The organism is Streptomyces sp. NPDC005648, assembly GCF_040605395.1.
Classification (GTDB): domain Bacteria; phylum Actinomycetota; class Actinomycetes; order Streptomycetales; family Streptomycetaceae; genus Streptomyces.
Genome location: NZ_JBEXCS010000114.1, coordinates 1 through 14,101, shown reverse-complemented (window position 1 = coordinate 14,101; position 14,101 = coordinate 1). Strand labels below are relative to the sequence as shown.

Here is a 14,101-nt window from a genome sequence, read left to right as displayed (position 1 = left end):
GTTCTGCTCGGATTTCGTCGTTCGGAGGGGTCAACCGGCGTAGGGATCCGCGGCCTTGCCCGGGCGGGCCAGGAACTCGAAGTCGCAGCCGGTGTCCGCCTGGGTGATCTGGTCGTTGTAGAGCACGCCGTAGCCGCGCTCGTAGCGGGTGGGCGGCGGTGTCCACTCCGCCCTTCGTCGCTCCAACTCCTCGTCGTCGACATTGAGTTGGAGGGTGCGTGCCTCGACGTCCAGGGTGATCGGGTCACCGGAGCGTACGAGGGCCAGCGGTCCGCCGACGTACGACTCCGGCGCGATGTGCAGCGCGCACGCGCCGTAACTCGTGCCGCTCATCCGGGCGTCGGAGATCCGCACCATGTCCCGCACGCCCTGCTTCAGCAGATGGTCCGGGATGGGCAGCATGCCGTACTCGGGCATACCGGGGCCGCCCTTGGGGCCGGCGTTGCGCAGTACCAGCACGCTGTCGGCCGTGATGTTCAACCCGGGGTCGTCGATGGTGCGTTGCATGGTCCGGTAGTCGTCGAAGACGACCGCGGGACCGGTGTGCTTGAGCAGGTGCGGCTCGGCGGCGATGTGCTTGATGACGGCGCCGTCGGGACAGAGGTTGCCGCGCAGCACGGCGACCCCGCCCTCGGCGGCGACCGGGTTGTCCCGGGTGCGGATGACGTCGTCGTCGTGGACGACGGCACCCTCGATCTGCTCCCCCAGCGTCCCGTTGACGGTCGGCCGGTCCAGGTGCAGCAGATCGGTGATCCGGGAGAGGAAGGCGGGCAGACCGCCGGCGAAGTGGAAGTCCTCCATGAGGTACGTCCGTCCGCCGGGCCGGACGTTCGCGAGCACCGGCACCGTGCGCGCGATGCGGTCGAAGTCGTCCAGGGTCAGGGGTACTTGGCAGCGTCCGGCCATCGCGATCAGATGGATGACCGCGTTGGTGGAGCCGCCGAGCCCGAGCACCGTGGTGACGGCGTCCTCGAAGGCCTCGCGGGTGAGGATCCCGGACGGTGCGAGCCCCGTCCAGGCGAGCTCCACGGCACGGCGCCCGGAGGCGGCCGCCATCCGCTCGTGCCCGGAGTCGACGGCGGGGATCGAGGAGGCGCCCGGCAGGGTCATGCCGAGCACCTCCGCCGCCGCGGTCATCGTGGAGGCGGTCCCCATGGTCATGCAGTGACCTGGTGAACGCGCCAGTCCGCCCTGAAGTTCGCGCAGTTCGCAGTCGGTGAGGTTGCCCGCGCGGTGCTCGTCCCAGTACTTCCACATGTCGGTGCCGGACCCGAGGGTCTCACCGCGCCAGTGCCCCGGGAGCATGGGTCCCGCGGGGACGAAGACCGACGGCACGTCGGCCGAGGCCGCGCCCATCAGCAGCGCCGGCGTCGACTTGTCGCAGCCCCCGAGCAGCACCGCCGCGTCGATCGGGTACGACCGCAGCAGCTCCTCCGTCTCCATCGCGAGAAGGTTGCGGTAGAGCATCGGGGTCGGCTTCTGGTACGTCTCCGACAGCGTGGCGACCGGGAACTCGAGCGGGAAGCCCCCCGCCTGCCACACCCCCCGCTTGACCGCCTCGGCGCGCTCGCGCAGATGGACATGGCAGGGGTTGATGTCGGACCAGGTGTTGAGGACGGCGATCACCGGGCGGCCCCGGTACTCCTCGGCCTCGTAACCCAGCTGGCGCATACGGGCGTTGTGCGACCAGGTGCGCAACTGGCCCTCGGTGCCGAACCACTGGTGGCTTCTGAGGTCCTCGGGCCGCTTTCTCGTGACGGGCCCGTCCGCTCCGGCGGGCCCGTCCGCTCCGGCGGGCCCGTCCGCTCCGGCGGGCCGATCCGCTCCGGCGGGCACGTCCCCTCCGGTGGGCACGTCCCCTCCGGCGGGCGCCTTCTCTCCCACGGGCGCGTTCCTGTCGGCAGGCGCGTTCATATCGACCACCCGGTGGCTATGGCGGCGACCTCGGCACGCTCCTCGTCGGGCAGCGTCCGGCTGGGCGGGCGGACGTCGCGGCGGCACAGGCCGAGGGAGGCGAGAGCCTCCTTGACGACGGTGACGTTGTCGGCGGAGCCGTTCGCGGCGCGCAACTCCTCGAAGCGGCGGATCTGTTCCCAGACCTTCATGGCGGCCGGGTAGTCGCCGGATCGAAGCGCTTCGATCATGTTCAGCGAAACGGACGGGGCGACGTTCACGAGCCCGGAGGTGAAGCCGGTGGCGCCGGCGGAGAAGTAGGAGGGCGCGTAGGGCTCCGCGAGCCCCGCCACCCACACGAAACGGTCCAGCCCCGCGTCCCGGGCGAACGCGGCGAACTTCGCGGCGTCCGGGACGGCGTACTTGACGCCGATGACGTTCGGACAGGCGTCGGCGAGCTGGGCGAGGCGGTGGCCGGAGAGCTGGGCGTTGCGGAGGTACGGGACGACACCCAGCTCGGGGACGGCCTCGGCGATGGCACGGTGGTAGTCGACCCAGCCGGACTGGGAGACGTAGGGGTGGACGGGCTGGTGGACCATCACCATCCGGGCGCCGAGTTCACGGGCGTGCCGGGCGGAGGCGACGGCGGTCGGCACGTCGTGTCCGACGCCGACGAGGACGACCGCCCGGTCACCGGCCTCGTCGATGGTCAACTCCGTGACCAGACGGCGCTCTTCGGGGGTGAGGGCGTAGAACTCGCCGGTGTTGCCGTTGGGCGTGAGGGTGCGCACCCCGCCTTCGAGCAGACGGCGCAGCAGGGCCCGGTGGGCGTCGCGGTCGACGGTGCCGTCCTCGGCGAAAGGGGTCACCGGGATCGCCACCACGTCGGCCAGGGCCGCCCGCTGGGTCTCGAACGTCGCGCCGCTCATGCCTGACCTTCCTGTTCCGGCGCCTCGGGGAACGCCCGCTGGACGAAGGACGCGATATGGGCGTGGAGCGCGCGGGCGGCGCCGTCCGAGTCGCCCTCCAGGGCGAGCCGGAGGATCTCGCGGTGCTCGGCGGCCTCCCGTTCCCAGGAGGGGTCGGCGGCCCAGGCGACGGCGGAGACGAGAGCGGCCTGGTCACGCACCTCGTCGAGCATCCGGCCGAGCAGCGGGTTGCCGCAGGGGACATAGAGGGCGCGGTGGAACTCCCGGTTGGCGAGGGACCGTTCGGCGGTGTCGCTCGCGTCGTCGGCGCGGGTCAGCGCGTCCCGCGCGGCGTCGAGGGAGGCGCCGCGCCGCACCGAGCGCCTGAGCGCCTCGGGCTCCAGCAGCAGCCGTACGTCGTAGACCTCGCGCGCCATGTCCGCGTCCACCATGCGCACCGTGACGCCCTTGTACTGGCTCATCACGACGAGTCCGGTGCCGGCGAGGGTCTTGAGCGCCTCCCGCACGGGGGTCTTGGAGACCCCGAACTGCGCGGCGAGCTCGGTCTCGACCAGGGCCTGACCCGGGGTCAGCTGTCCGGTGAGGATGCGGTGTTTGATCGCGTCCAGCACGTACTGCGTGCGGGACGGGATCGGCGTGGGCACAGAGGTCATGCGGCCCTCTCGGTGTCGCGTATCTGATCTCGCGTATCGCGTCTCATATATGACGTACGAAGTACGACGCGTTGAAGGTAAGAGGGGCCGTATGTTTCGTCAATGCTTCTGGCAAAGGAAGTTGGGGTTGCGGGACCCGAACGTCAGAGCCCGGGCCGCCAGCCGGGGTCGCGCCCGCTGAGTCCCACCGCCCGGTCCAGCAGCGGCGCGTCCGCCGGCACCGCCACCACCGGCCCGAAGATGCCGCCACCCCTGCCGGGCTCCTCGGCCGCCGCGTGCAGGAAGTCGTACGAGAGCCGGAGCGCGGCCGGGTCGGGGTGGTACTCCTGGCCGGTGGCGCGGGCCAGGTCCCAGCCGTGGACGACCAGTTCGTCGACGGCGACGGCGCCCGCGACCTCGCCGGGCAGGTCGATGCCGCCGGCCCTGGTCGTTCCGGTCCAGGCGGCGGGGTCGCGCCAGGCGTCGGCGAGCTCGTCGAGCACCTTGGGCAGCGCCTCGCGCCAGTCGGGGTCGAGGCCGGTGGTGGCGGGGTCCGGAGCGGTGGCGGTCGTGACACCCAGGTCCTTGCGGGCGGCGTCACGGAACGCCACCGAGAGGCCGAGCAGATGGCCCAGCATGGTGCGCACCGCGTAGTCGGGACAGGGGGTCCGCGCCGTCAGCCGGTCGTCGCGCACGCCCTCGGCGAGCCGCGCGATGACGCGTGTCTGGGGTCCCAGGTCGAGAGCCGGTCCCCGGTCGGGAGTCACGTCGTTCATTCGATACTCCTCACAGATCTGTGTCTGTGAGGTGGACCGACGCGGCCCCGGAAACTCATCGCACCGCCGTCAGACCGCGTGCTCTTTGCCTTGCTTTCATCTGACGGCCCGGGGCCCGTCCAGATCGATCTCGCGTACCGCACCGGCACACCCGGCCCGCCGCGCCCTCGGTTTCTAGGGCACCTGCCCGATCCCCGCTCCCCTGCCTTAGCCCCACGATGACCAGGCATGACGATGAAGCTCCGGCCGCCGGCACGCGTCCTGCGGGACCGCGACGCGGCCCTGTTCCTGACCGCCCTCGTGGTCTCCGGATTCGGCACCTCCGCGCTGTGGCTGGCGTCCGGGGTGTGGGTGAAGGACCTCACCGGCTCGAACGGCCTGGCCGCCCTGTGCATGCTCGCCCTGTGGGCGCCGACCCTGCTGGGCCCGGCGCTGGGCACCCTCGCCGACCGCACCCGCCGCAGGCCCCTGCTGATCACCGTCAACCTGCTGCCCGCCGCCCTGCTGCCGACCGTCCTGTTCGTCGACTCCCCCGGCCGGCTGTGGCTCCTGTTCGCCGTGCTGTTCCTGTACGGCGCCGCCTCGGTCGTCGAGTCGGCGGCCGAGTCCGCCCTGGTCACCGCAGTCGTCCCGGCCGAGCTGCTCGGCGACTTCAACGGGCTGCGCACCACGGTCCGCGAGGGCATGAAGCTGCTCGCCCCGCTCGCGGGCGCGGGCCTGTACACGGTGTACGGCGGCCCGAGCGTGGCCCTGCTGGACGCGGCCACCTTCCTGTGCGCGGCCGGGCTCTACGCGTGCGTGCGGGTGCGCGAGGAGCGGCCCGCACCGGCCACGCGCGCGTGGCGTGCGCAGACCGCCGAGGGCGCCCGCTTCCTGTGGCGGCACCCGGGGCTGCGCCCGCTGGTCCTGGCGGGCGCGGCGACGATGTTCTGCACGGGCGTGTGCGGCGCGCTGGTCTACGCCGTCGTCGCGGGCCTGGGCCACTCCCCCGCGTACACCGGCACGTTCTACGCCGTCCAGGGCGCCGGTTCGGTCGCCGTCGGGCTGGTGTCGGGGCCGGCGCTGCGGCGGCTCGGGGAACGCCGGTTCGCCGTGTACGGGATCGCCCTCACGGCGGTGGCGGTGGCGGCGCGGGCGGTGCCGTACGACGCCGTGGTGCTGGCATCCGGCCTGGCGAGCGGGGTGGGGCTGCCCTGTGTGCTGATCGCCGCGCTGACGGCCGTGCAGCGCGGCACACCGGACGCGCTGCTCGGCCGGGTCGGCGCCTGCGCGGACACGGTGGTCTTCGCGCCGAACGTGCTGGGCCTCGCCCTGGGCGCGGGCCTGGTCGAACTCGCCGGCTACCGACCGCTGCTGCTCGTCCTCGGCGTGGCCCTGCTGGTGACGGCCGCCCTGCTGCTTCAGAGCCGGGCGAGCGCCGAGCGCACCGCCTCCAGATCGCCGTCGGACGCCAACCCGGCGTGATAGAGCCGCAGTTCGGTGGCGCCGAGTTCCCGGGCCGCCGCCGCGTCCGCGGCCAGTGTGTCCGGGCTGCCGCCCATGCCCGCGACCACCGGGAGGTTGGCGGCGAGGACCGCGCCCCGCCGGCCCTGCTCGGCGAACGGCGTCAGCAGGCCGGGACCACCGGCGCAGGGCACCACCACGCCGTCGGCGACGGACAGGATGTGCTCGGGGTCGACGCCGGGGTTGGCGCCGACGTGATGGGTCACCGGGTCGGCGTGCAGCAGTACCTGGAAGCCCTCGGGCGCGGCCTCGCGCACCGCGCGCACCGCCGACTCCTGGAGGGTACGGGCCGTCTCGTCGCGCCACGCGCGCGTGGCGGCCGCGGTCTCCGCACCGAGCAGCTTCTCGACACCGGCCCACTCGCCGTCGTCCGGCGCCCCCCGCCACAGCGGCTCCAGCGCGTCCCGTACGGCGGCGGCCAACCGGTCGGCGTCCAGGCCCTGTTCGCCGTATCCCGCACGGCAGACGGCGCAGAAGCAGAGCGCCATCAGATACATCCCGGCGTCGCCCAGGGCGACCCCGCCGGTCTTGTCGTGGGCGTGCAGATGCTGGAGGCCGTACCAGCCCAGCGACTCCAGCTCGGTGCCGCCCGCCCCGGGGCGTACGGCGGCCTCGGCGGCGAGGTCGATCAGGTACGCGCGCGTGGCGGGCTGCGCGACACAGGGCGCCCAGGGGTAGCGGTCGCCGTAGGCGTTGACGACCGAGGTGTCCGGGTGCTCGGCGCCCAGCCGGGAGTTGTGCGCGAGGACGACCCAGGTGTGCACCTCGAGGCCGGCGTCCGCGAGCGCCGCCGCGGCCTCGCCGTAGGCGTCCGAGGGCGCCCAGTCACCGGCCGCGTACGGCCGCAGCTCCCGGCCCTCCCAGCGCGCGTCCGTCGGGTACAGCACGGCCGCGTGCTCGGCCGTGACGATGCGGTGGAGCGGGTGCCGGGGCGTCAGCGCGCGCGTGGAGTGGTACGCGGCGGCCAGGGTCACCTGCCGCACGCCGAGCCCGGCGACACGGTCCGCGGCCCTGGGGTCCCCGATGACGTCCCAGGGGTAGACGAATGCCGACGCCTTCACTTGCCGTCCTCCAACAACGCGTATCCGCGCTCGATCAGTTGAGCGAGCTGCTTCACATGGTCCTCGGTCGGTTCGTGCAGCGGTGGCCTGACCTCGCCGACGTCCAGTCCGCGCAGTCGTACGGCCGCCTTGACCAGGGAGACGGCGTATCCGCGGCCCTGGGCGCGCAGTTCGACGAAGGGGCGGTAGAAGCCGTCCAGGAGGCGGTGAGCGGTGGTGTCGTCGCCGGTCCTGAGGGCTTCGTAGAAGACCAGCGCGATCTCCGGGGCGAAACAGAACACGGCGGAGGAGTAGAGCGGGACCCCGACGGCGCGGTAGGCGAGCTGGGTCTGCTCGGCGGTCGGCAGTCCGTTGAAGTAGAGGAAGTCCGCCGGGCCCTCGGCGCGCACGGCGCTGACGACGCGCTGCATCAGGTCGAGGTCGCCGAGGCCGTCCTTGAAGCCGATGACGCCGTCCGTACGGGCGAGTGCGACGACCGTCTCCGGGGTGAACACGGCGTTGTCGCGCTGGTAGACGATCACCGGCAGCGCGGTCGCGGCCGCCACCTCCCGGTAGTGCCGCAGCAGCCCCTCCTGGCCGGCGACCACGAGGTACGGCGGCATGGCGAGCAGTCCGTCGGCGCCGGCGGCCTCGGCCAGGCGCGCGTACCGCACGGCCAGCGCGGTGCCGTACCCGGCGCCCGCGACGACCGGCACCCGCCCGTCCGCCGCCTCGACGGCGACCCGCACACATGCCTCGAACTCCTCGGGCGTGAGCGCGTGGAACTCGCCGGTGCCGCAGCAGGCGAACACCGCGGCGGCCCCGGCCTCGACCCCGCGGCGCACATGGGTGCGGTACACGTCGAGGTCGAGCGAGCCGTCGGGGCCGTAGGCGGTGACGGGGAAGAACAGCGGCCCGCTGGGGATGCCGAGTCGGGTGGCGAGGTCGGCAGGCGTCACAGGCTCTCCCTAGAACGACGATCGTGCAGGCTTCTGATCGAAGTTTATGTTTATGAACATGAGCTGCGCCACCCTTGACGAGCCAGTGAAGTGATCCTTACTTTGTCCATGAATGTGAATGCCAGGCGCACACTTGGCCGTCGAACCCTAGGAGACCCGAGGATGCCAGCCCCCCGCACCGTTCTGCTCACCGGCGCCGCCGGCGGGCTCGGCACCCTGATGCGGAATCTGCTCCCCGCCTTCGACTACCGACTGCGCCTGCTGGACGTGCGCCCCATCGAGGGCGAACCCGACGCGATCACCGCGGACCTCGCCGACAAGAAGGCCCTGCGCGAGGCCGTGCGGGGCGTCGACGCGGTCCTCCATCTCGCCGGCATCTCCCTGGAAGCCCCGTTCGAGAAGATCCTCAAGGCGAACATCGAGGGCACGTACAACCTGTACGAGGCGGCGCGCGAGGAGGGCGTGCCCCGGATCGTCTTCGCCTCCTCCAACCACGCGGTCGGCTTCACCCCGCGCCCCCGCGGCGAGGACCCCCTGATCCCGATCGACACCCCGCGCCGCCCGGACACCTTCTACGGCCTGTCGAAGTCCTTCGGCGAGGACCTCGCCCAGCTCTACTGGGACAAGCACGGCCTGGAGACGGTCTCCGTGCGCATCGGCTCCTGCTTCCCCGAACCCACCAGCGTGCGCATGCTGTCGATCTGGATGAGCCCCGCCGACGGCGCCCGCCTCTTCCACGCGGCCCTGACCGCCCAGAACGTGGGCCACACCGTCGTCTACGGCTCCTCGGCCAACACCCGCCTGTGGTGGGACCTGTCGACCGCGAGGGCCCTCGGCTACGACCCCCAGGACGACTCGGAGCAGTTCGCCGAGAAGCTGATCGCCGAACAGGGCGAACTGGAGCCGGGCAACATCGCGCACGACTACCTGGGCGGGGCCTTCGTCAGCGACCCCCCGATCTGGCCGTACTGACCGACTCCCCCGGCGGGCGGGCACCGAACGGGCCCGCCCGCCGACATGTTCGGGCATGGACGGCGGCCGCTCGGGAGGCGCGCCGGCGCCCTCCCCAGGGGCGCGGGGCAGTGACATCCGCGGCTTCGCCGCGGGCGCGACCAGCCACGACGGACTCGCCGCCGCACACCACCGCCACCCCCCGACCTCCTGGGCGCACCTCGCCCGAACGGGCACACCCGGACACGATCCCTCCGGCAACAGACCTGGTCACGGTCCCACACCCGCTGTAGAACTTCCCCCAACGGCCCGAACGGGCACAGCGCAGGGAAGGCGGGTGACCACATGCCCGGCACAGCCGAGGACCGCCAGCGGCACATCGTGCAAGCGGCACGAGCCACCGGCTCCGTCGACGTCAACGCCCTCGCCGCCCAGCTCGGCGTGGCCAAGGAGACCGTGCGCCGAGACCTCCGCGCCCTGGAGGACCACGGTCTGGTCCGCCGCACCCACGGCGGCGCCTACCCCGTGGAGAGCGCCGGCTTCGAGACCACGCTCGCCTTCCGCGCCACCAGTCACGTACCCGAGAAGCGCCGGATCGCGGCCGCCGCGGCCGAGCAGCTCGGGGACGCCGAGACCGTCTTCGTCGACGAGGGCTTCACCCCGCAGCTCATCGCCGAGGCACTGCCCAGGGACCGCCCGCTGACCGTGGTCACCGCGTCCCTGCCGGTCGCCGGCGCACTCGCCGAGGCCGACACCGTCTCCGTGCTCCTGCTCGGCGGACGGGTCCGTCCCGGCACCCTGGCCACCGTCGACCACTGGACGACGAAGATGCTGGCCGGATTCGTCCTCGACCTCGCCTACATCGGCGCCAACGGCATCTCCCGCGAACACGGTCTGACCACCCCCGACCCGGCCGTGAGCGAGGTCAAGGCACAGGCGATGCGGGCCGCGCGGCGGACGGTCTTCGCCGGCGTGCACACCAAGTTCGGCGCCGTCAGCTTCTGCCGGTTCGCGGAGATCGGCGCGCTGGAGACGATCGTCACCAGCACGCTGCTGCCGTCCGCGGAGGCGCACCGGTACTCGCTGCTCGGTCCCCAGGTCATTCGCGTCTGAGATCACACCCACCGACCGGGGCGCCCCCTGCCTTCGGCGCGCCCTTTATCTCCCCATATGTTCAGGAGCGATCCATGCGAACCCAGAGCCGACGACGGCCACCGCGAGCCACGCTCGCCCTGGCCGCCGCAGGGACGCTGCTCGCCCCGCTGCTCTCCGGCTGTTGGGTCGGGGCGGGCGGGTCCGGTTCCGGCGGCGACTCGGTCAACGTCCTGATGGTCAACAACCCGCAGATGGTGGAGCTGCAGAAACTCACCAAGGCGCACTTCACCGAGGAGACCGGCATCAAGGTGAACTTCACCGTGCTGCCGGAGAACGACGTCCGCGACAAGATCAGCCAGGACTTCGCCAACCAGGCGGGCCAGTACGACGTGGCGACCCTCTCCAACTACGAGATACCGATCTACGCCAAGAACGGCTGGCTGAAGGAGATGAACTCCTATGTCGCCAAGGACCCGTCGTACGACGAACAGGACATCCTGAGGCCGATGCGGCAGTCCCTGACGGCCGACGACGGGAAGCTCTACGGGCAGCCCTTCTACGGCGAGTCGTCGTTCCTGATGTACCGCAAGGACGTGTTCGCCGAGAAGCACCTGACCATGCCGGCCCACCCCACCTGGCAGCAGGTCGCCGACCTGGCCGCGAAGGTGGACGGCGCCGAGCCGGGCATGCGGGGCATCTGCCTGCGCGGACTGCCCGGCTGGGGCGAGCTGATGGCGCCGCTCACCACGGTCGTCAACACCTTCGGCGGCACCTGGTTCACCAAGGACTGGAAGGCCGGGCTCGACTCGCCCGCCTTCGAGAAGGCGACGAAGTTCTATGTCGACCTGGTCCGCAGGCACGGCGAGTCCGGAGCGGCCCAGTCCGGCTTCGCCGAGTGCCTCAACAACATGACCCAGGGCAAGGTCGCCATGTGGTACGACGCCACCTCCGCGGCCGGTTCGCTGGAGGCGAGCGGCTCCCCCGTCAAGGGCAAACTCGGCTACGCCCCCGCCCCCGTGGAGCGGACCGACTCCTCCGGCTGGCTCTACACCTGGGCCTGGGGCATCCAGAAGGCGTCCCGAAACCCCGACAAGGCCTGGAAGTTCGTCTCCTGGGCGTCCAGCAGGCAGTACGAGCAGCTGGTCGGCGAGACCAGCGGCTGGCCCGACGTGCCCGCGGGCAAACGCGCCTCTACCTACACCAACGCCGACTACGTCACATCGGCCGCCGCCTTCCAGGAGATGACCAAGGAGGCCATCGAGAAGGCCAGGCCCGATGATCCGGGGGTGCAGCCGCGTCCCGCGCCCGGCATCCAGTTCGTCGGCATCCCCGAGTTCACCGATCTCGGCACCAAGGTCTCCCAGGAGATCAGCGCCGCCATCGCCGGACGCCAGTCCGTCGACTCGGCGCTGAAGAAGGCCCAGCGGCTCGCCGAGAAGATCTCGAAGGAGTACGAGGGACGATGACCGCGACAACGACGGCTCCGATAGCCGCGACTCCCGTACGCAGCACGCACCGGCCGTCCGCCCGGCTGCGCGCCTGGGCAACCCGCGCCCCGCTGCTGCCCGCCCTGGTCTTCATGATCGCGGTGACCCAGCTGCCCTTCGTGGCCACGCTGGTGATCTCGTTCTTCGACTGGAACGCCCTGTATCCGAAGGCCCGTCACTTCACCGGCCTCGACAACTACCAGCAGGTCCTTACCGACGCGGACCTGCGCCACTCGGTGTGGACGACGGTCCTGCTGACGGTCACGGTGGTGCTGGTCAGCCTGGTCCTTGGGCTGGCCCTGGCACTGCTCCTGGACCGGCGGTTCCGGGGCCGGGGCGTGGTCCGCACCCTGCTGATCGCGCCCTTCCTGGTGGTCCCGGTGGCCGCAGCCCTGCTCTGGAAGCATGTGCTCTACAACCCCGAATACGGTCTGCTCAATGGGTTGTTGCACTATGTGGGCGGCCCCCAGCCCGACTGGATCTCCCGCACGCCGCTGCTCGCGGTCGAGGCCTCGCTGGTCTGGCAGTGGACGCCGTTCATGATGCTGATCCTGCTGGCCGGCCTGCAGAGCCGGGACCACGAGCAGCTGGAGGCCGCGCGGGTCGACGGCGCCAACGACTGGCAGATCTTCCGCCATCTGACGCTCCCGCATCTGCGCCGCTACCTCGAACTCGGCGCGTTGCTGGGCTCGATCTACATCGTCCAGAACTTCGACGCGGTCTTCACGATCACCTCCGGCGGCCTGGGCACCGCCAACCTCCCCTACACCGTGTACCAGAGCTTCTACCAGGCCCATGAGAACGGCCTCGCCTCGGCCGCGGGCGTCCTGGTGGTCATCGGCTCGATCGTCATCGCGACCTTCGCCCTGCGCGTGGTGTCGTCCCTGTTCCGCGAGGAGGTGTCCCGCGCATGAGCACGGTCGCCGTACGAACAAGCCCCCGCCGCAAGGGAGCCGGGCTCGGCCTGCTGGCCTGGCTGGCCGGGATCGTCTTCTTCCTGCCCATCGCCTGGATGGCGCTGACGTCCTTCCACTCCGAGGCGGACGCGGCCACCAACCCGCCGTCCTTCGGCGCGGCCCTCACCCTCGACGGCTACCGCGAGTTCTTCGGCACGGGCGGTGGCGCGAGCCCCTGGCCGGCGCTGGTCAACTCAACCGTGGCCTCGGTGGCGTCGACGGCCCTGGTGCTGCTCCTCGCGCTCCCGGCGGCGTACGCACTCTCCATCCGGCGGGTCCGCAAGTGGACGGACGTGCTGTTCTTCTTCCTGTCGACGAAGATGCTGCCCGTGGTGGCGGGGCTGCTGCCCATCTACCTGTTCGCCAAGAACACGCATCTGCTGGACAACATCTGGCTGCTGGTCATCCTCTACACCTCCATGAACCTGCCGATCGCGGTGTGGATGATGCAGTCGTTCCTGGCGGAGGTGCCGGTGGCCGTCATCGAGGCGGCGCGGGTGGACGGGGCACGCCTGCCGACGATCCTCACCCGCGTGGTCGCGCCGATCGCGCTGCCGGGCATCGCCGCCACCGCCCTGATCTGCTTCATCTTCAGCTGGAACGAACTCCTCTTCGCCCGGGTCCTGACGGGCGTGGTCGCCGAGACCGCCCCCGTCTTCCTCACCGGCTTCATCACCAGCCAGGGCCTGTTCCTGGCCAAGGTGTGCGCCGCGTCCCTCGTCATCTCCCTGCCGGTGCTCGCCGCGGGGTTCGCCGCCCAGGACAAGCTGGTCCAGGGCCTGTCACTGGGAGCCGTGAAATGAAGGCCGCCGTCATCGAGTCCGTGGGCCGTGCCGTCGTCACCGAGGTCCCCGACCCGGTGCCGGGCCCGCGCGAGGTCGTCGTCGAGGTCGCGGCCTGCGGCCTGTGCGGCACCGATCTGCACATCCTCCAGGGCGAGTTCGCGCCGAAACTGCCGATCGTGCCCGGGCACGAGTTCGCGGGCGAGGTCGTCGGCGTCGGCACCCGGGTGACGGAGCTGGCGGTCGGCGACCGGGTGGCGGTCGACCCCTCGCTCTACTGCCACGAGTGCCGCTACTGCCGTACCGGCCACAACAACCTCTGCGAGCGGTGGGCGGCGATCGGCGTCACCACGGCGGGCGGCGCGGCCCAGTTCGCGCTCGCCCCGGTCGCCAACTGTGTGAAGCTGCCGGAGCATGTCCGCACCCAGGACGCGGCCCTCGTCGAGCCCCTGTCCTGCGCCATCCGGGGCTACGACGTCCTGCGGTCCCGCCTGGGCGCGCACGTCCTGGTCTACGGCTCCGGGACCATGGGTCTGATGATGCTGGAGCTCGCCAAGCGGACGGGCGCGGCCGGCGTCGACGTCGTGGACATCAACCCCGACCGTCTGGAGACGGCCCGGCGCCTGGGTGTCTCCGGCGCGGCCGCCACCCCCGACGAGCTGGACCGCCCGCAGGGCTGGGACCTGGTGGTGGACGCGACCGGCAACGCGGCGGCGATCCAGGACGGACTGGAGCGGGTGGCGAAGGCGGGGACGTTCCTGCAGTTCGGCGTGGCGGACTACGCGACGCGCGTGACGATCGACCCGTACCGGATCTACAACCAGGAGATCACCATCACCGGCTCCATGGCGGTGCTGCACAGCTTCGAACGCGCCGCCGAGCTCTTCGCGAACGGCGTTCTCGACCCCGAGGTGTTCATCAGCGACCGCACCCCGCTGGAGCGGTACCCCGAGGCACTGGACCAGTTCGCGGCCGGGGTGGGGAGGAAGATCGTCGTGGTGCCCTAGATGATCGATTCCAAGGGGTCAGTGATCGTAGGCGGTCAGTGAGCGGTAGATCGGCTCTCCGGTCTGGTCGTTGTGCCAGATGGCGGCGGTC

General features: G+C 71.5%; 13 protein-coding genes. 7 read left to right on the top strand and 6 right to left on the bottom strand.

Going from position 1 to position 14,101, the window contains the following annotated elements; translation table 11 throughout:
- Positions 1-30: 30 nt before the first annotated feature.
- From araD to ABZT17_RS39755, 4 genes are all read right to left on the bottom strand, one after another.
- Positions 31-1,884 carry an L-arabinonate dehydratase gene (gene araD, locus ABZT17_RS39770; RefSeq protein WP_356356727.1) on the bottom strand — a complete coding sequence of 618 codons (1,854 nt, stop codon included), beginning with the start codon at positions 1,882-1,884 and terminating at the stop codon, positions 31-33.
- A gap of 26 nt (positions 1,885-1,910) precedes the next feature.
- Entirely contained in the window at positions 1,911-2,822 is a 912-nt protein-coding gene (locus ABZT17_RS39765) for a dihydrodipicolinate synthase family protein (protein ID WP_356356725.1), read from the bottom strand.
- Positions 2,819-3,475: a GntR family transcriptional regulator gene (locus ABZT17_RS39760; protein WP_356356723.1), complete on the bottom strand. Its 657-nt coding sequence runs from the start codon at positions 3,473-3,475 to the stop codon at positions 2,819-2,821. The genes ABZT17_RS39765 and ABZT17_RS39760 overlap by 4 nt, the downstream gene beginning before the upstream one ends.
- A 143-nt stretch (positions 3,476-3,618) precedes the next feature.
- Entirely contained in the window at positions 3,619-4,230 is a 612-nt protein-coding gene (locus ABZT17_RS39755; RefSeq protein ID WP_356356721.1) for a TIGR03086 family metal-binding protein, read from the bottom strand.
- Between the two features lie 228 nt (positions 4,231-4,458).
- On the opposite strand from ABZT17_RS39755, the gene ABZT17_RS39750 reads away from it, so the two are divergent.
- Positions 4,459-5,694, top strand: a complete 1,236-nt coding sequence (locus ABZT17_RS39750; protein WP_356356719.1) for an MFS transporter — start codon at positions 4,459-4,461, stop codon at positions 5,692-5,694.
- Here ABZT17_RS39750 and ABZT17_RS39745 read toward each other — a convergent pair.
- Both ABZT17_RS39745 and ABZT17_RS39740 read right to left on the bottom strand, forming a co-directional pair.
- Positions 5,631-6,794, bottom strand: a complete 1,164-nt coding sequence (locus ABZT17_RS39745) for a hypothetical protein (RefSeq protein ID WP_356356717.1) — start codon at positions 6,792-6,794, stop codon at positions 5,631-5,633. The genes ABZT17_RS39750 and ABZT17_RS39745 overlap by 64 nt on opposite strands.
- Positions 6,791-7,732: a 5-dehydro-4-deoxyglucarate dehydratase gene (locus tag ABZT17_RS39740; RefSeq protein WP_356356715.1), complete on the bottom strand. Its 942-nt coding sequence runs from the start codon at positions 7,730-7,732 to the stop codon at positions 6,791-6,793. The genes ABZT17_RS39745 and ABZT17_RS39740 overlap by 4 nt, the downstream gene beginning before the upstream one ends.
- A gap of 162 nt (positions 7,733-7,894) precedes the next feature.
- On the opposite strand from ABZT17_RS39740, the gene ABZT17_RS39735 reads away from it, so the two are divergent.
- The 6 genes from ABZT17_RS39735 (at position 7,895) to ABZT17_RS39710 (ending at position 14,010) form a co-directional block, all read left to right on the top strand.
- Positions 7,895-8,704 (top strand): NAD(P)-dependent oxidoreductase, encoded by an 810-nt coding sequence (locus ABZT17_RS39735; RefSeq protein WP_356356713.1) that lies wholly within the window; start codon positions 7,895-7,897, stop codon positions 8,702-8,704.
- A 324-nt stretch (positions 8,705-9,028) separates the two neighbouring features.
- Positions 9,029-9,796 (top strand): DeoR/GlpR family DNA-binding transcription regulator, encoded by a 768-nt coding sequence (locus tag ABZT17_RS39730; protein ID WP_356356711.1) that lies wholly within the window; start codon positions 9,029-9,031, stop codon positions 9,794-9,796.
- A 74-nt stretch (positions 9,797-9,870) separates the two neighbouring features.
- Positions 9,871-11,244, top strand: coding sequence for a sugar ABC transporter substrate-binding protein (locus tag ABZT17_RS39725; protein WP_356356709.1), 1,374 nt, complete (start codon positions 9,871-9,873; stop codon positions 11,242-11,244).
- A complete protein-coding gene (locus ABZT17_RS39720; protein WP_356356707.1) occupies positions 11,241-12,179 on the top strand; it encodes a sugar ABC transporter permease in 939 nt (312 codons plus the stop codon). Before ABZT17_RS39725 ends, ABZT17_RS39720 begins: the two co-directional genes overlap by 4 nt.
- Positions 12,176-13,024 (top strand): carbohydrate ABC transporter permease, encoded by an 849-nt coding sequence (locus ABZT17_RS39715; protein ID WP_356356705.1) that lies wholly within the window; start codon positions 12,176-12,178, stop codon positions 13,022-13,024. The genes ABZT17_RS39720 and ABZT17_RS39715 overlap by 4 nt, the downstream gene beginning before the upstream one ends.
- On the top strand, positions 13,021-14,010 hold the full coding sequence (locus tag ABZT17_RS39710) for a zinc-dependent alcohol dehydrogenase family protein (protein WP_356356703.1): 990 nt from the start codon (positions 13,021-13,023) through the stop codon (positions 14,008-14,010). Before ABZT17_RS39715 ends, ABZT17_RS39710 begins: the two co-directional genes overlap by 4 nt.
- Positions 14,011-14,101 lie beyond the last annotated feature (91 nt).

Excerpts from the sequence above, each read along its gene's own strand:
- ABZT17_RS39765 (WP_356356725.1), bottom strand. The coding sequence starts at position 2,822 with ATGAGCGGCGCGACGTTCGAGACCCAGCGGGCGGCCCTGGCCGACGTG.
- ABZT17_RS39760 (WP_356356723.1), bottom strand. The coding sequence starts at position 3,475 with ATGACCTCTGTGCCCACGCCGATCCCGTCCCGCACGCAGTACGTGCTG.
- ABZT17_RS39755 (WP_356356721.1), bottom strand. The coding sequence starts at position 4,230 with ATGAACGACGTGACTCCCGACCGGGGACCGGCTCTCGACCTGGGACCC.
- ABZT17_RS39750 (WP_356356719.1), top strand. The coding sequence starts at position 4,459 with ATGACGATGAAGCTCCGGCCGCCGGCACGCGTCCTGCGGGACCGCGAC.
- ABZT17_RS39735 (WP_356356713.1), top strand. The coding sequence starts at position 7,895 with ATGCCAGCCCCCCGCACCGTTCTGCTCACCGGCGCCGCCGGCGGGCTC.
- ABZT17_RS39730 (WP_356356711.1), top strand. The coding sequence starts at position 9,029 with ATGCCCGGCACAGCCGAGGACCGCCAGCGGCACATCGTGCAAGCGGCA.
- ABZT17_RS39725 (WP_356356709.1), top strand. The coding sequence starts at position 9,871 with ATGCGAACCCAGAGCCGACGACGGCCACCGCGAGCCACGCTCGCCCTG.
- ABZT17_RS39720 (WP_356356707.1), top strand. The coding sequence starts at position 11,241 with ATGACCGCGACAACGACGGCTCCGATAGCCGCGACTCCCGTACGCAGC.
- ABZT17_RS39715 (WP_356356705.1), top strand. The coding sequence starts at position 12,176 with ATGAGCACGGTCGCCGTACGAACAAGCCCCCGCCGCAAGGGAGCCGGG.
- ABZT17_RS39710 (WP_356356703.1), top strand. The coding sequence starts at position 13,021 with ATGAAGGCCGCCGTCATCGAGTCCGTGGGCCGTGCCGTCGTCACCGAG.